Origin of the sequence: Chryseobacterium sp. 6424 (genome assembly GCF_003692615.1) — a bacterium.
Classification (GTDB): Bacteria; Bacteroidota; Bacteroidia; order Flavobacteriales; family Weeksellaceae; genus Kaistella.
In genome coordinates this window covers 2262717-2279536 of record NZ_CP023540.1, presented here as the reverse complement: position 1 = coordinate 2279536, position 16820 = coordinate 2262717, and the positions used below count along the sequence as shown (strand labels likewise).

At 41.1% G+C, this 16820-nt stretch carries 16 protein-coding genes and 1 other RNA gene; 7 read left to right on the top strand and 10 right to left on the bottom strand.

Features of this window, described 5'->3' with window-relative positions; translation table 11 throughout:
* Window positions 1-19: 19 nt before the first annotated feature.
* The 6 genes from moaA to CO230_RS10660 are packed head-to-tail and all read right to left on the bottom strand — an operon-like array spanning window position 20 to window position 5657.
* On the bottom strand, window positions 20-997 hold the full coding sequence (gene moaA, locus CO230_RS10685; protein ID WP_122028583.1) for a GTP 3',8-cyclase MoaA: 978 nt from the start codon (window positions 995-997) through the stop codon (window positions 20-22).
* 3 nt (window positions 998-1000) lie between these two features.
* The gene (locus CO230_RS10680; protein WP_122028582.1) at window positions 1001-1240 is read right to left on the bottom strand and encodes a DUF6755 family protein; all 240 of its coding nucleotides are present in this window, start codon (window positions 1238-1240) and stop codon (window positions 1001-1003) included.
* Window positions 1237-1737 carry a Rieske (2Fe-2S) protein gene (locus CO230_RS10675; protein WP_122028581.1) on the bottom strand — a complete coding sequence of 167 codons (501 nt, stop codon included), beginning with the start codon at window positions 1735-1737 and terminating at the stop codon, window positions 1237-1239. Before CO230_RS10675 ends, CO230_RS10680 begins: the two co-directional genes overlap by 4 nt.
* 36 nt (window positions 1738-1773) lie before the next feature.
* Window positions 1774-2340 (bottom strand): 4Fe-4S dicluster domain-containing protein, encoded by a 567-nt coding sequence (locus CO230_RS10670; protein ID WP_122028580.1) that lies wholly within the window; start codon window positions 2338-2340, stop codon window positions 1774-1776.
* Window positions 2341-2344: 4 nt separating this feature from the next.
* Window positions 2345-4561, bottom strand: coding sequence for a molybdopterin oxidoreductase family protein (locus CO230_RS10665; RefSeq protein WP_122028579.1), 2217 nt, complete (start codon window positions 4559-4561; stop codon window positions 2345-2347).
* Between the two features lie 34 nt (window positions 4562-4595).
* Window positions 4596-5657, bottom strand: coding sequence for an MFS transporter (locus tag CO230_RS10660; RefSeq protein WP_122028578.1), 1062 nt, complete (start codon window positions 5655-5657; stop codon window positions 4596-4598).
* A 182-nt stretch (window positions 5658-5839) separates the two neighbouring features.
* Here CO230_RS10660 and CO230_RS10655 point away from each other — a divergent pair, with 182 nt between their 5' ends.
* The 4 genes from CO230_RS10655 (at window position 5840) to CO230_RS10640 (ending at window position 10472) form a co-directional block, all read left to right on the top strand.
* Complete coding sequence (locus CO230_RS10655) at window positions 5840-7321, top strand: MFS transporter (RefSeq protein WP_122028577.1); 1482 nt, start codon at window positions 5840-5842, stop codon at window positions 7319-7321.
* Between the two features lie 43 nt (window positions 7322-7364).
* Window positions 7365-8696, top strand: coding sequence for an MFS transporter (locus tag CO230_RS10650; RefSeq protein ID WP_122028576.1), 1332 nt, complete (start codon window positions 7365-7367; stop codon window positions 8694-8696).
* Between the two features lie 80 nt (window positions 8697-8776).
* Window positions 8777-10048, top strand: a complete 1272-nt coding sequence (locus CO230_RS10645; protein ID WP_122028575.1) for an alginate export family protein — start codon at window positions 8777-8779, stop codon at window positions 10046-10048.
* 7 nt (window positions 10049-10055) lie between these two features.
* Complete coding sequence (locus CO230_RS10640) at window positions 10056-10472, top strand: RrF2 family transcriptional regulator (RefSeq protein ID WP_122028574.1); 417 nt, start codon at window positions 10056-10058, stop codon at window positions 10470-10472.
* Between the two features lie 68 nt (window positions 10473-10540).
* On the opposite strand, the gene ssrA is transcribed toward CO230_RS10640, so the two are convergent.
* Window positions 10541-10940, bottom strand: a transfer-messenger RNA (tmRNA) gene (gene ssrA, locus CO230_RS10635).
* A gap of 348 nt (window positions 10941-11288) precedes the next feature.
* Between ssrA and CO230_RS10630 the strand changes: the two genes are divergently transcribed.
* Genes CO230_RS10630 through CO230_RS10620 form a run of 3 tightly spaced genes read left to right on the top strand, consistent with a single transcriptional unit; the run spans window position 11289 to window position 13717 of the window.
* Window positions 11289-12083, top strand: coding sequence for a hypothetical protein (locus CO230_RS10630; protein ID WP_122028573.1), 795 nt, complete (start codon window positions 11289-11291; stop codon window positions 12081-12083).
* Window positions 12049-12948 carry a carboxypeptidase regulatory-like domain-containing protein gene (locus CO230_RS10625; RefSeq protein ID WP_162990028.1) on the top strand — a complete coding sequence of 300 codons (900 nt, stop codon included), beginning with the start codon at window positions 12049-12051 and terminating at the stop codon, window positions 12946-12948. Before CO230_RS10630 ends, CO230_RS10625 begins: the two co-directional genes overlap by 35 nt.
* A 37-nt stretch (window positions 12949-12985) precedes the next feature.
* The gene (locus tag CO230_RS10620; RefSeq protein WP_122028571.1) at window positions 12986-13717 is read left to right on the top strand and encodes an SIMPL domain-containing protein; all 732 of its coding nucleotides are present in this window, start codon (window positions 12986-12988) and stop codon (window positions 13715-13717) included.
* Window positions 13718-13914: 197 nt separating this feature from the next.
* Here CO230_RS10620 and CO230_RS10615 read toward each other — a convergent pair whose 3' ends face one another.
* From CO230_RS10615 to CO230_RS10600, 3 genes are all read right to left on the bottom strand, one after another.
* Complete coding sequence (locus tag CO230_RS10615; protein ID WP_228438135.1) at window positions 13915-14430, bottom strand: GNAT family N-acetyltransferase; 516 nt, start codon at window positions 14428-14430, stop codon at window positions 13915-13917.
* Window positions 14431-14487: 57 nt separating this feature from the next.
* The gene (locus tag CO230_RS12485; protein WP_122028570.1) at window positions 14488-14709 is read right to left on the bottom strand and encodes a PspC family transcriptional regulator; all 222 of its coding nucleotides are present in this window, start codon (window positions 14707-14709) and stop codon (window positions 14488-14490) included.
* Between the two features lie 360 nt (window positions 14710-15069).
* Window positions 15070-16668 (bottom strand): class I SAM-dependent methyltransferase, encoded by a 1599-nt coding sequence (locus CO230_RS10600; protein WP_122028962.1) that lies wholly within the window; start codon window positions 16666-16668, stop codon window positions 15070-15072.
* Window positions 16669-16820 lie beyond the last annotated feature (152 nt).

Sequence of the window (16820 nt, the reverse complement as noted above, 5' to 3'; positions counted from 1 at the left end):
GTGTTTGACTAAATTATTTTCACCCACCAATTTTTATCATACTACGATTTTCTAAAATATGGGGCTCTATGTTTTTATAATCATCAAACTGTCCGCCTAATTTTTGATGTTTCAAGAAAATCGATTTTTCGATGATCGGGATAATGCTTTCTCCTTTTCTGATGGCAGATATAAGATCCAATTCATCTTTTCCGAAGAGGCAGTTTTTCATTTTCCCATCCGCTGTAACCCGCATTCGGTTGCAGGTGCTGCAAAAGGAATCGGTAAGGGTAGAAATGAAACTGATGGTCCCGGTATGCCCAAAAATCCCGAATTTTTTATCGGTATCGCTTTTGCCGTCTTTCAGTTTGAACAGCGGAAATTGCTCGCTGATCTTTTCTAGTGCAGCTTTATTACTGTATACTTTCTCCTGGTTCCAGTTGTTCTGGTCGAAAGGCATGAATTCGATCAGTCGTACGTGTATCGGAAGCGTTTTGGTGAGGGAGACAAAATCAGCAATCTCCTCATCATTCACACCTTTTATCACGACCATGTTCACTTTTACGTGAATGTTTTCTTTGATGCATAACAGGATGTTATCCCACACCTGCCTGAAGTTATTGCGTTGCGTTATGTTTTTGAATTTTTCCGGATTCAAGGTGTCCAAACTAATATTGATGGACGAGATGTCGGCTTTCTTGATGTCGTCTAAATACCGATCCAAGAGTAAGCCATTGGTTGAGATGCCAATTTTGACGGATAGTAGGGATAATCTTGAAATAATTTCGCCAAAATCTTTTCTGACCAATGGTTCGCCACCCGTTAATCTTATCTTATTAACGCCTAATCCCACAAAGGTTTTTGAGAGTTGGAAGATCTCATCGGGTGACATTAGGAATTGCTTCTTTAAAAAAGTAATTTTCTCGTCCGGCATACAATAGGTGCAGCGAAAGTTGCAGTTATCGGTGATGGATATCCGCAGGTAATCGTGTATTCTATTGTGTTTGTCTTTCAGCATCAATTATTTTACATTTTTTGGTAAGAAGTACAGCCAGATAGTACTTGCCAAAAATAATACTAAAGAGGCGATAAAGGTACTATAGGCCACTTCTTCATGACCATCTAAGGCATTGTTCAGTGCGGTGTACAGCAGCCAAATCTGAATGAGGAGATTTGTTAAAAGCACGACGATAAGGGTGGACATGATCATGCTTTTTTTCTGTGGATGGGCGCTTTCTTGTCCAGTTCTGAAGTTACTCATGCTTTTTCGGTTTTAGGATGTTCTACAAAGATTTCTTCACCTTCCAGGGTTACCACCAGTTTTTTCAGCGGACGTGGTGGCGGGCCTTGCAATACTGCCCCAGTCTTCACATCAAACCAGCCGTTATGGCACGGGCATTCGATTTTTAATGTACCAGGTTTATAATAGACAGCACAGGAAAGATGGGTGCATTTTTGTTCGTATGCATAAAACTCGCCTTCTTCGGTATGGATTAGAATATAGGGGATCGTTTCGTTTTCTAAAACAAAGGATTTGGTCCCACCAACTGGGATATCACTTTTTGAGCATATTTTGTGTTTCTCGCCTCCTTCTCTTTTATCAGTGAAAAAGGCATTTGCTGCAATAAGTCCGTTCCCTAAAACCATTCCTCCGGATACTACTGCCAATAATTTTGCGAAATCTCTTCGGCTCACTTGGTTTGCTTCTCCTCTGTTTATAGGGAAATCTTGCTTCCAGTGTTTATCTTCGTTGCTCATATTTTTCGGTATGCTTAATTATGATTGTATAAAATTTTAAAAGATTTTCAGTTCTGTACTTCCTTTTGGCATCATAATGTTCACTTTTGTTTTTACAGTTTCCATACCGAAAATAAAGCGATTTACAGGGGTGGAGTTAGGTCTCATTTTAGCCATTTCTTCTCTGGTGCCATAGTATAGGGCGCCACTAGGGCAAACTGTCGCACACATTGGTTTTTTCCCTACACTTGTTCTGTCGTAGCACATATTGCACTTCATCATCAGGTCGTATTGTTCTACTTTTTTGGGAACCCCAAACGGGCAAGCCATCACACAGTTAGAACAACCGATGCAACGGGAAGTGTTCGCGGTATGTACGATCCCAAATTCGTCTTTGGTAATGGCATCCGCTGGGCACACGTTGGCACAGACCGGATCCTCGCAGTGCATGCATACCTGAACCGTAGTCTGTATGGTTTCGGCTCTGTTCACATAGTTCACATGGATCATAGGTTCCTCGCCATTGGTTTCGCACTCTGCACAGGCAGCTTCGCAAGATTTGCAACCGATACAGCGCTGCATATCCACAAAAAACTCTTCTTGTAATTTATAATATTGAGACATATTTTTATGAACTTTTATAGGCTTCTGAATTTTTATTAATTTCTACGATCTTTCCTGTGGGTTGTAATGCACAAGCACTCACTTTAAATTCTGGAATCTTAGAAATTGGGTCAAGATGGCCGCTTGTTAATTGATTGGCGGATTTTCTACCCGGCCAGTGATAAGGGAGAAAAACGGTGTCTTCCCTAATGGTTTCTACAATATTGGCAGGGAAGGTGGCTTCGCCTCTTTTGGTTTTTACGATGACTTCTTCATTTTGCTTGATGCCATACTGTGCGGCTAATGTTGGGTGAACCTCCAATAATGGTTGTGCAAACTGCTCTACTAATTTACCTATTCTACGGGTTTGTGAGCCACTTAGGTATTGAGAGACTACCCGTCCTGTGGTTAATATAATTGGATATTCCGCATCAACCGGGTCGCCGCTTTCGTGGTATCTTACAGGATTGAAATGCGCCTTGCCGTCTGGTGTCTTGAACTTCTTGTCTTCCCATAGTCGTGGCGTCCCGGGATGATCCAGGTCTGGGCACGGCCAGAATACGCCCATGTTTTTTTCAATTTTTTCGTACGTAATTCCGTAGTAGTCTGCTGTTCCTCCTTTAGAAGCTACGCGCAGTTCATTGAAAACATCTTCGCTTTTTTGGTAGGGGAATTTGTCTCCCGCTCCTAATCTGTTGGCAAGGTCTATAATGATTTGGGAATCCGTTCTTGCGCCTTTTGGCGGATCTACCGCTTTTCTGATGCGTACCACTCTGCCTTCCGCGGTAGTAACCGTACCGTCTTCTTCTTCGTGTAGACTGCCTGGCAATACAATATTTGCGTGTCTTAAGGTTTCACTTAAAAAGAAATCAATCCCTACGTAAAATTCTAACTTTTCTAGGGCTTCTCTTACATATTTACTGTTAGGAAGTGACACAAGGGGGTTGAAACAAATAGAAATGAGTCCCCGAATTTCCCCACGATGTATGGCGTCTATGATTTCGTAGGCGGAAAGTCCTTTTCCGGGCATATCTTTTTCGTCGATTCCCCAGACTTCCGATATGTATTTCCGGTGGTCAGGGTTCTCTATATCGCGGTTTCCAGGTAATTGGTCGCATTTATGGCCATGCTCTCTACCGCCCTGCCCATTTCCTTGTCCGGTAATGGTTCCGTAGCCACAGTATGGTTTGCCAATTCTACCAGAAGCTAGAACGATGTTTATGCAGCTAAGGACATTCTCCACACCCTTGGTATGATGCTCTATTCCTCGGGCATGTAAGAGAAATGATGTAGAGGCTTTTCCCCAAAGCTTTGCCGCTTCTTCAATTTTTTCCTTTTTAGCGCCTGTGATTTCTTCTGCCCATTCTAGGGTATAATCTTTTACGGCTTCTATGGCTTCTTCGAAACCGGAGGTGTGGTTGTCTATAAAATCATGATCCAACATGTCATGCTGAACCATATAGTTAAGAATCGCCCCAAAAAGTGCCGAATCAGTCCCTGGCCGAATGTCTAAATGAATATCAGCGGTCCTTGCTAAAGGAATCATACGGGGGTCCACAACGATGAGTTTTGCCCCAAGATCCCTTGCTTTCCAAATCCAGTGTGTTAGCGTAGGGAAGGTTTCGGATACATTAGCTCCTGTAACGATGATGACTTCTGCTTTCTCTAAATCCTGATAATTATTGGATGTCCTATCTAAGCCAAATGCTTTTTTGTTCCCAGCACCGGCTGAAACCATACAAAGACGGCCGTTGTAATCTAAGTTTTTGGTTTTAAGCGCGGTTCTGGCAAACTTGCCTACCATATAGGATTTTTCGTTGGTCAATGAAACGCCAGAAAGCATGGCAAAGGCATCATTGCCGTATTGTTCCTGTATTCTTTTGATCTCTGAAACAGTAGTATCCATCGCTTCATCCCAGGAAACTGGTACAAATCCAACACCAGGCTTATTAACGATGGGTGATGTCAAACGGTCATCATGGTTGTTCTGCATGTAACGCAGCACCCCCTTTGGGCATAATCTCCCCTCGTTGAAAGGAAACTCCATCCAAGGTTCAAAACCTACTACTTTATTATTTTTTGCTAAAAGTTTGATGCCACACTGCATACCGCAGAAGCAGCAATGGGTCTCCACCACTCTATCCGGTTCGTCTCTGCCCGGAACGGCTTCTTTATTGGGCATTTGAAGTGATGGGCCGTATTTTTCGATAATTTTTTCTGCTTCTATAGGTAATTTTGCCATAGTATATTCTAATTTTTAAAAAAATATAAAGTCTTTATCCAAAGAACTGTCCGGATTCCTTACGGGCTCTGAGATGGGCCATGGCGAGTAAATCCCTTTTCCCTTCTGGGCTATAGTCTAATAAGGAATTGCCGTGTTCGTCCTGAAGATTGAACCCCACAGCTTTGGTAATGTCTTTCAAATCTGCCACATGCAATTTAGTGGTAAATTCGGCCCCAGTATGTTTACAAACTTGCATGCCTCTCTTTTTGCCTACTTCCTTATATATATGAGCACCGATCTGCGCGGGTCTCTGGATGATGTGAAAAAATTTACCGAAAGGCATCCAGATGAGAAAGACAATCACAAAGAAAGCGTGTGTAACGGCTATGAATTCAAAAGCTTTTCCGCCCATATAGGTATAATCCAATGTTATGCCGACCCCTGTGATAGAAACCAATATCAATAAAAGTAGGGGTAAAATGTCACCTTCAAATGTTTGTGTTGCAATGAATCCCGGATCCTTCAACCTCTTTTGCAGGAAATAGGTTGCGCCAAGTGTTACCAAAAGGGAAGACCAGTTAAGCGCACCAAAAGTTAACGATCCTATAATTGATTTGACGGGGAAAGAATATATCTCAAATCCGAAAAAATGCGCAGTGTATATATCTATCGCATTAGGATCTAACCCAGTGTGGGGAACCAAGGTGAAATGCACCCAACCAAAAGTAAGGGGTATGGTTATCGCAAACGCCATCATACAGCCAATTGCCATCAATAGATGGGCAATGCCTTTCTTATTGCCACGTTTGATGATGAAACTTTGAAAGACAATATTCCTAAAAAAGTCTTTTACTGTAAACCAAAAGAAGTGTAAAAACTCTTTCGAAAACAAAGTCTTGATACTTCTCTTGAAGTAGATTTTTGTCGGTGGTCTTTGTATCCAAACCGTATATCGGTAAACAATACCGAAGATTGCGAATAAAGTCCCAAACATATATGCTATCAATGCCGCATCAAAATTTTGTAAATTTCGGGAGCCAATCATAATAAGCACCAGTGTAACCATTGTCACTACATTGGCTACTGCAAAAGCTTTTATATCAATTGATTTCATTATTAAATATAATTTCTATGATACAAAAGTACAAAAAAATAATATTTTAATAGGAGGAGGATGTCTGATAATAATCACTTAAAATAAGACCCGTATGCCCTAATAATTTATTTAGTTTTGCATTGTAATTTTGGGAAAACAATTTTTATTACGTAAAAGAAATCTTTTTAATTGTATAAAAAATGAGTGCAGACATAACAACATCCTTAAAATCCTCACATCGCGTATTATTTTTAAACACACTTGCATTTACAATTTGCTTTGCAGCTTGGACGATGAATGGTGTTTTGGTAACCTATCTTACCGACAACGGTATTTATAATTGGAGTGTGGTAGAAACAGGTTGGTTGCTAGGGATCCCCATTTTGTCGGGTTCTTTAATGCGCTTGCCATTGGGCTTGCTTACTGATAAATTTGGTGGTCAAAAGGTGTTTACCTTTTTATTACTCCTTTGTAGTATTCCTTTTTTTCTATTGTATTATGTAGATTCTTACTGGTTGTATTTTTTACTGAGCGCTTTATTCGGGATGGTAGGAACCAGCTTTGCGGTCGGGATCGCCTTCACTTCAGTTTGGTACCCGAAAAACTGGCAAGGCCGCGCGTTGGGTATTTTCGGGATGGGAAATGCGGGCGCCGCAATTACAACGCTATTGGCCCCCACTTTACTGAATTATCTCTCCGAAAACAATCCGGAGAATGGGTGGAGGATGTTGCCTGTTTTCTACGGTATTGCCCTTCTGGTCATAGGTTTTGTTTTTATGTTTTTTATTAAAAATAAACGGCCAGAGGCTCAGGGGAAAACCATTGGCTCCCTGTTAAAACCTTTAAAACAAGTACGTGTTTGGCGTTTCGGATTGTATTATTTTCTCGTGTTCGGCTTGTTTGTGGCTTTTTCCCAATGGCTGTTACCTTATTATGTGAATGTATATAAAACTTCATTGGTTTTAGGTGGTCTTTTGGCATCGGCCTTTAGTTTGCCAAGTGGCGTAGTACGGGCGTTGGGTGGCTATCTTTCCGATAAATTTGGGGCGAGAAGAGTGATGTATTGGGTTTTATACTCTTCATTAATCATCAGTGGATTGCTGATGCTTCCGAAAATGGAAATTCTAACTCCAGGGAAAGGGATTATTGCCAGCAAATCCGGAAAGATAACTTCGGTCTCCAATGAAAAAATAAGTTTGAACAACGAAGAAATTCCTGTCATCACAAAACCGGAGATCCCTGAAAGTGTATCCGCTTTGCCGAAATCTTTTTCCTGGCAGGAAGTGGTGGTACAGCAAAATCAAGCTGTGAATAAGAAAGAACTGTTGGCCAAAGGCAACACACTGATCAAGTTTGAGGCGCATATCACGGTTTTCTCCATATTGGTCATTCTCATTGGGATCATGTGGGGCATTGGCAAAGCGGCAGTTTATAAACATATACCAGAATATTTCCCTAATGAAGTGGGGGTAGTTGGCGGTATGGTAGGCCTTATTGGTGGACTTGGCGGATTTATAGGCCCCATCTTATTCGGCTATCTGCTTACTTTTTCCGGATTATGGACAAGTTCCTGGATCTTTGTGTTCATCGTATCTGCTATCGCCCTTTTCTGGATGAATACTGTTATAAAAAAGATGATGCGCAACGAGGCACCACACCTCAAAGATAAAATTGAGCACTAACGCAGCAGCAAAAAGAATAATTTAAAAGATAAACTTACTGAAAATGAGCAATACCCATTGGTTAACAGACTACGACCCATCCAACGAAGAATTTTGGAACAAGAAAGGTAAAAAAATAGCCTGGAAGACTTTAACTATTACCACCACCGCACTTATTATTTCCTTTGCCACCTGGTTTCTCTACAGCGTGGTGGTCATCAAACTTCCACAAATCGGTTTTCAATTTACCGACGATCAACTCTTCTGGATGGCCGCGATGCCAGGACTTGCGGGGGGGATTCTTAGAGTCGTAAATACCTTTCTGATACCCATCTATGGCACCCGAAAGATTATCTCTATCAGTTCTTTCATCAAAATCATCCCCTTGGTGATGCTAGGTTTCGCAGTGATGAATCCTGAGACTTCCTTTACCTATTTTATGATAATCGGGTTCTTACTCGGGATCGGAGGCGGAGATTTTTCTTCTTATATGCCTTCCACCTCCTTGTTTTTCCCGAAAAAAGAAGCCGGGACTGCACTCGGAATCCAAGCTGGTATAGGAAATTTTGGGGTAAGTTTAGTACAACTCCTGTCACCTTTGATTATAGGTTTAAGCATCTTTTCATTTATGGGAGGTGGACAAATCGTGGTAGAGACCGGTAAAACTATTTATCTCGAAAATATCGCATTCATTTATATTTTGCCACTATTGGCCGTTGGGATATGGGCATGGTTTTCACTGAAAAGTATTCCGGTAAAAGCTTCATTCAAGGAACAGTTGGATATTTTCAAAGATCGCCACACCCTTTATTGCACGATGACCTACATTATGACGTTTGGTATTTTCGCAGGTATGTCCGCATCATTTCCGTTGATGATCAAGAATCTATACGCACCATTAGATAAAGGTATCGATCCTTTACAGTTCGCATTCTACGGGCCGCTAATCGGTTCAGCCTCAAGGATTATCTTTGGGAAAGTTGCCGATAAAACAGGTGGCGCAATTCTTACACATATCACCGGTATCGCCTTAATAATCTTAATTTCCACATTAATCTTGGGAGGCTACCTAACACCAACGTCGGCGGATCAGTTTCAAGGGTTTTTAATAATCGTCTTAATGATTTTCTTCTTTACTGGTATCGGTAATGCAGCCACTTTTAAACAATACCCAACCATTTTTTCAGAATCTCCGAGAAAAGCGGCAGGTGTTATTGGGTTTACCTCTGCGGTTGCGGCATTTGGGCCATTTGTATTTAATGTATTGATTACTCAGTCCCGCGCACTTACTGGGGATGCAAGATTGTTCTTCTGGTTTCTGGTGGTAGGTTGCGTAATGGCAGTTGCGGTCAATTGGTATTTCTACACAAGAAAGGGCTGTGAAAGACCTTCTTAACATTTTAAAATTTAAAAATATAAAATCATCTAACAGGTTTGCAATCATACAACCCTTTATATTCAGTTGAAAAAATCGTTATGATAAGAAAATTAGTGACTACTACCGCTCTGTTCTTGATTTCTGCAAATGTGAATGCACAAGTTGATAGTCTGAAAATGGGGATGGATTTCCGTACACGTGCAGAGTTGGACAACGGGCAAAAGACATTAATCCCAGAAGGCAAGTCTGCCGAAACCACCATAGTATCCAGAGCCAGATTGAATATGGATTATTATTACCAAAATCTGCAACTCTATCTCTCCATACAAGACGTTAGGACTTGGGGAGAAAATGCCTCCGCAGCAAGTAAAAACCAGAATTTTATCCTAAATGAAGCCTGGGCTAAGTATCAGTTTACGCCTAAAGCCGCCCTGAAGATCGGTCGACAGATGCTTTCTTATGATGATGAAAGATTAGTTGGCGGTATGGATTGGGCGATGCAAGGCAGGAGTTTCGATGCGGTGAAAGGGATTTTCAGTCTCAGTAAAAACTCAAGATTAGAAGCGGTAGTCACCTACAATAATGATGACAATGATGCCAATGATACTCCAGAACATGAAATTTATGATATTGCCGATGCTGGTGAAAAAACAAAATCATTACAGCTACTGCATTATCAATATCAAAACAGTAACAAGTTCCAGTTATCAGGTATCGCGCTTAATTCAGTAGTGCAGAACACAGCTTCTGGGATGCACTATGATATGCTTACATTAGGACTAAATGTGAAGAAATATTTTGAAAATTTCGGAGTTTTTGGATCAGCATATTATCAGACAGGGAAAAACACCAATGCACAAAGCAAGTCTGCTTATCAGTTCTCCCTTAACGCGGATTTCATCATCACTCAAAAATTCAATGCAATTTTGGGGACAGAGTGGCTTTCCGGGCGGGATTATGATACGCAGGCTACTGAAAACAGGTCGTTCAGTCCATTCTATGGGACCAACCATAAATTTAATGGACATATGGACTATTTTTATGTAGGAAACCATTTCAATTCATTTGGATTAAATGATTACTACCTGAAAATGACTACCAAATTTAACCCGAAATCTTCACTGATCGTAAACCTTCATGCATTCACCACCAACGGGAAATTGGCAAACAGCCAATCATCTTATTTAGGAACTGAGGCCGATCTCGCTTATGTTCATAAATTCAATAAAATGTTTGTGATGAATGTAGGACATTCGTTTATGTTCGGAAGCAGTTCCATGGAAGTCCTAAAGGCGGTAAATGTCCCTAAGGATATACAGACCTGGAGTTGGGTGCAACTCAACTTCACACCATCGTTCCGAGTAAAATAATAAACAAATGATATTCTCTCATTCATGCCAGTATGCCATAAAATCGTGCATATACCTTGCCCGGAAAAACGGCAGTAAAACCGATGTTGTAGAAATTGCGGCATACATTAATTCGCCAGCACATTTCACATCGAAGATTTTACAAAAATTAGTAAAAGGAAACATTATTTCATCTGTTAAAGGAAGAAGCGGAGGTTTTTATTTGAATAATGAACAATATCAGAATCTTACAGTAAAAGAGATCTGCAACATATTTGAGACAGGAAACCAAATAGTGATGTGTATTTTAGGCCTTGCCGAATGTAACAGTAAAAAACCTTGTCCCGTACACGAGATAGGTGTCGAGATAAAAGAACGGATCAAGCAAATCTACACCTTAAAAATAAGCGAAGTCAAAGATATTGGCTGCATCAAATTTTCATAGAGCAATACCTTAAACGATTTCAGTCAAAAAAATACAACTCGCTTATTGAAGCGAGTTGTATTTGTAAAAAGTGGAGTTGGAGGGATTCGAACCCTCGTCCAAACAAGCAATACATAAGCTTTCTACATGCTTATTCTGTGTTTGATTTTCGACTGTAGACAGAGCACAGACACCCAATTTACAGCTTAACTTCTAAAATTTTCGATCTCGTTGCGAAGCGAAACGAGACTTATTTCCGCATTCCTATGCCTCAAACTCAAACGCCGCAGAACAGAGCGTTTGTGAGACATCTTGCCTCCTTACTATACTTCGGGAGAACGCAGAATCCTACTATAATTCAGATTATGCTGCAAGAGCAAACTCTTGGTCGCCAGTTAAAATGTTGTAGCAAGGGATTTAAGAGATCGCGCTACGGTTCTCTGCATGCTTACTTACCCATTGGTCTTGCTGTCGAAACCAGTCAACCCCGATGTTTAAGAATGCAAAGATAAACAAAAAATATTCCTTTCGATATATAATCGTATTTGGGCGTGTTTTCCTTTCCATTGGCGCGCGCTAAAGCGCGCGCCAATGGAAAGGAAAACCGGGCTATCCGCTATATCTTTCTTGTTTACTGGCGGCGGCAAAGCCGCCGCCAGTAAACAAGAAAGGATGCCGCTTCTATCCCTCACGCAACTAGGTTGAAGGTTTGTTCAAAAAATCTTCGGAACAGTACGCATCAAAGGTTTGTCACAAAAATATCTTAAAAGCGTTAATAGCGGTTAAACTTTATAAACCATTACAGAATAATTCTACATTTATCCAAAAATTAAAGCCGTGAAAACAAAACTACTGTTGCTCTTCATACTCATCTCCGCCACTGGGTTCTCGCAGAAGTACATATTCGGCAAAACCATTACTGAAGAAGGTGTGGAGATTGCGAATACCGTTGTCATCAACATGCGGACAGACCAAAAAGTACTCACTGACAAAGACGGTCATTTTATGATTGCCGCTGAGGTGTCGGATGAACTCCGATTCGTAAAAACTGGGTTCGAACGAAGTCATAAAAAAATCATACCAGAGAACTTTACCGCGCCACTCAACATTTTGCTGGATAAGTCGCCATATCTCATTGAGGAGATTGAACTGGCTTTTTCACCGAGCGGTAATCTTAAGAAAGATGTTAAACTTCTAGATCCACCGAAAAAAGTAGTAGCGCTGAACAATGACATGAATGCCTATATGTACAAACCTTTCGCAAAGGCTCAACCCAAACTATCAATGCCAAGCGCTTTTGCACCGCCTAATTACAGCGCTGGGCAGGTAAATCTTTTAGGTTTGGCATCCGCAGTGAATAAACTTTTTAATAAAGCAACGGAACCACCTCTTACGACCCCAAATTACACCGAAACACAGGTTTTCTACCGCCGCATCAAAACTGAGATAGATTTGTCCTTCTACACGTCTCGGGGCTTCAAAGAAGAAGATATTGACCGTTTCCTAATCTATGCTGACCGAAATTATTCGTTGGCAAAAAAATACCGTAAATCTTTTGATGTAGCTTCTATCTCATCTGCCCTGAAGATGGCAGATCATGAATATATTAAAACACATCCGGTCGGTGCCTAAAATATTAGGTCGATATTATTTTTTAATCGAAAAGCATCTTTGCATTTTGGCGGAATTTCAGAGGAGTTGCGATTTACCTTTTTATAAAAAAATTATTGTTATGCTCATGTTTCATCTGGCTGGATTTACATGCGCTCAACAGATGCTTTATGGTCGTATTGCTGACGAAGACCAAAATCCATTAAGTGCAGTTTTGATAATTAACATGAAGAGCGGTGTTCGGATAGCTTCTGATGACCAGGGATTATTTGAAATTCAAGGCAACAAAGGCGATGAAATTCGCTTTGTCCGCGAACATTTTGACCGAAAATCCGTTTTCTTCGACGCGGCTGCACAAAAGTATATCAGCTTAGAACTTAGCCGCAGTGCCGTTGCTATCGAGGAAGTGAAAATCGATCCGGTCAAACTTTCCGGCAATCTTGCGAAAGATTCTAAAAATTTAAGTAAAGTTGATAAAACGGAACAACTCCGCCGGGAAGTCGGCGTTCCCGCACCACCTGAAAAGCCGCGCGAGAAAGCCGCTGACCTGAAAAAAGATGTACTGAAACCTTTGTTAGCTCTGCGAATCAGCCCACAGGCCGTTTACGATGTCATTAGCGGTGATGCGCGGCGCATGAAGGCAGAATACAGATATTTTAATCTTCAGGAAGATATTGCCTGGATTCGAGCGCACGTCCACGATTATTATTTTTCAGATTTAGGGATTCCCGCTGAAGATATTATTCCGTTTCTGCAAAGTTCTCTCCATGAAAGTCCCGCAGCAGCAGAGGCGGTGAAGCAGCGGAATTTAGCAAAATTGCTTTTTAATATAGAACAAAACGCAGACAATTTTTTGCAGCGAAAAAAACTAAACGGGACCCGTTAATTTTTTTAGTATCTTTAATAAAATCAAATTTTTCGAAATGAACAGAAACATCATCGCCATCGCCATCGCCGCCGCAGGCTTTATTATTGGATTAGCTTTTCTCGCAAATGCCATTAAAAACAGAAATCAATCAGAAAACACCATTTCGGTGACGGGCTTGGGAACAAAGAAATTCACTTCAGATCTGATTACATGGAGCGGCAACTTTTCCCGCAACAGCTTTGAACTTAAATCTGCCTACGATGAACTGGCGAATGACAAAAAAGTTATCGAAAACTATTTAATTTCAAAAGGAATTCCGAAAAACGAAATCGTTTTTTCAGCGGTTGATATCCAGAAACAGTTCAATTATTCCACCGATAACATGGGCCGCAGCCAGCAGAGTTTTGCGGGTTACCAGCTTTCTCAGACTGTTTCAATCGATAGTAAAGATGTGGCAAAGATTGAAAACCTTTCCCGCAACATCACCGAAATCATCAACCTTGGTATTGAGTTTACCTCTTCACCGCCCAATTATTTCTACACAAAACTGGCAGATGTGAAGCAACAGATGATCGCTGATGCCACCAAAGATGCCAAACAGCGCGCCGAAAAAATCGCGGAAAATGCGGGAAGTTCACTCGGGAACCTCAAGAAAGCTACGATGGGTGTCACACAGATCACCGCTCCAAACTCTACCGAAGAATATTCGTATGGCGGGACCTTCAATACCTCATCTAAAGACAAAGAAGCGAGTATTACGATAAAGCTTGAATATCAGGTGGATTAGATGGTTTGGCGCTGCGTTGTTAGCTTTCAATACGATACGCTTATATAGATATAGCACGTAATGAGGTGGTTCGGCAGCGTATTTATAGGTCGCCGCTACGACTTTATGCAGGGGTTGCCTTCATGCGTTTAACAGAATCCATTTTATGCCTCATATCCACTTTTGGTGTTTTAAGTACGCTTCCGACTTTTCGTCTATTAACAATAGACGATGTCGTATATTTCTTCTTTTATCCATTCTATGTTTGTAGGCTGCCAGTTCGCCATCAGCCACAGGTTGAGTGGTTGCTTGCCTACTTCATAACAGGGTTGCACATAGTTTTGGTCAATGACCTTAAACCCATTTCGTTCATAAAATAAGATGCGCCGTTGTGCTGTGTCATCTAGGTCGGCAGGCTCGGCTTCCAAAACAATGTGGGAATATTGTTTAAAAAGGTCACCGATGATTTCAGAGCCGTATTTCATGCTTCGGAAGTCAGAGAAAATCTCAAAATGCTCTATGAAAACGAAATGCGTGAGTTCCCAAACGATTAGATAGCCAATATAATCTAAATCTTTAAGCACCGAAAGCACTTTTACCTTAGGATGCTGGAAGAGCGCACGAAACTGTGCCTCACTGCGTCTTTCATCCACCGGAAAGGTGTCGGAATAAGACTTAAAAATTTGTTGCGCACGGAAGTCATCAAAACTAGGGATTCTTAAATACTCCATCATATTTTATTTAGAGATTGATCGTGAAAAAACCGTTGCAAGATTTGCGCCGTGAGATTTCTAAAGATCAAAAACACCAGGCCGGCGCGTGATAAAAATATCCTTAACCCACAATGTAAAGGCGAGTCCTAGGTAAATTAAAAAGAAGATCCCGGCAGTCGCAAATGTAGAATAGATAAAGAAAACGCGCAGTTTAGAAACTGGAATGCCCAATTTGGTGCCCATTCGTGTGAGAACGCCAAACCACTGTTTCTCCATCGTGTGTCTTATATTCTTAAACATCTGTCTAAATACTTTTTGTAAAATTAGTCATTAAAACTGAATTTTCTGTGATTTAAAAGATATGGTGAACCAAACATCTCCCAGTATCGCGTGTGTACTGACTTATGAGGATGCTGGTGCCCTACAGCATTAATTTGGGTGCTGCATAAAATGCAACCACCATGTGTATGTGCCGTTGTCTCTTACTATATGGTAGCGTGATGAATGTTGAGATGTTTCAGCTCCTGATCAATCTTTCGGAGGAGTTTCACTTTCAGCGACCGTCATCTCATCCTCCACCACCGCGTGGCAGGTGAGCGCGTTCAGCCCGCTGGTAATCGTGCTGATGCCATTATCCAAATTTTAGTGGAGAAGAAAATCTTAAGCCCTCAGAAAATTGATGGAAACCGTCGCAAGTTCGGAATCTGGAAACTTCTTAAATAAATCTTTATCTACCTTTAAACCCACTTCACCACAAATTTTGTGGAATACTTCAACCTCCACAATATACTGATCTGAAAAGCCATGTGTAGCATCGTAGGCCGTAGCGGCCGTTCTGCCCAAATTCTGTGCGGTGATTTCTGGCTTTAGCGTATGCAACTCAATAACCAATAAACCGTTTTTGTGGATGTACGGTAGCCAAAGCTCCAGATGTTCGCGGAGGTTTTCTTCTACCAGATGATTGGCCAGTCTCTCACCACGGTACGCAAAGGCGCCTGTGGAGGTAGATGTTCTTTCAGTCGTGATGTTAGTTGGTCTTTTCCAGATTCTATTATGATCTAAAAAAGTTCTGATGTTCAGTAAATCACCAAGATCAATTTCATAGTTTTCGCGCAAATCTTTGGCCAAAAGATCCGGATCGCCAATATCGCCCCAGATGACCTTTGCCCAAATATCGCTGTTGATAAGGTTGGCGCGCGTAACGCTGAGTGCGGCCTGATTATAATCTGCGCCTACCAAGAACAGCGGATGATCTTCGAGCATCTTTCCACGTAAAGTATGACGTTCGATTATCTCAAAAATATGTTGGATGAACGCGCCATTGCCGCAGCCCATATCTAAAATTCCCGTTGGCTGAAGATGTATCGGCTGATTGAAAATATTGATGATAAAGTCGGTAACCACCTTGAAATATGTAGTGTGTGCACCGCCGCTTCCCCATACATTCATTTTTCGGTCAACGTGGATTTCGTCCCCGTTCTCACTGGTATCGCGTATTTGTTTGGGGTTGCCAAATAAAAGATCATCTATTCGGTTAAACATGGGCAGGTAAGAAACGGTAACGCCATACGATGTTGCCCGACGGGCAAAGTACAGCCCACTTTCTGTAAACCTGAAATTTCCGTTGTGTTTGGTAAACCAGCCAAGATCTGCTAAAAAATCCAGCACTTTTTCAAAATTTTCGGGATCTTTATGGAATTCTGCTGCCTGGAAGGAGGTTTCCATGAAATATTTATGGAACATCCCGTTCATGCCCAGTCTTACAATTATAGGTCCTACCAAGCAGCCTTCGAGATGTTTAAGTACTTGCTGTTGAATGGCTCTTTCTTCGGGAACATCAGAGATTGAAAGGCCAAAACTGTTTTTAAACTCACTGAAAAGTTGTACTGCGGAGTTAAAGGATTCAGGTTCCAGTTGTTGAAAGCCGTCGCTGGTAGCTTCCTGAAGAAAAGGGATGATCTTGCTGTATAACGGCGCGAGACCCAGCAGAAAAAGGGTGTTTCGATTGGCTTTTATAGTGATGCGGTCTTCTAAATGATGTACCTGATAATCAATAAATCCTTGTGATGCTAAAGTACGGAGTGCTACATTTAGATAGCCTTCATTCGCTTTGAATTTTGATGAGATTGCCAGTAAATCAGTGTTTTCATTTAAAATTTCCTTTAATATTCCTTTGTTGTGAAGCGCTGCAACAACGGGTGCGGTGGCGATTCCATCCAAATGCCGGAAAATTGAACTGCGTAGCTCTCTTTTATCCATAATTTTTGTCATTATCTGTTAAATATAGAAAAATTTCAGGATTAAAAAAGTCACTTGACGGGCAGATATTTTCAGCTTCATTAAAAATTACAGCGACCAATAAAAAATCCGCCTTTCAGAAAAAGCGGATTTAATTATTGCTAAATACAAAT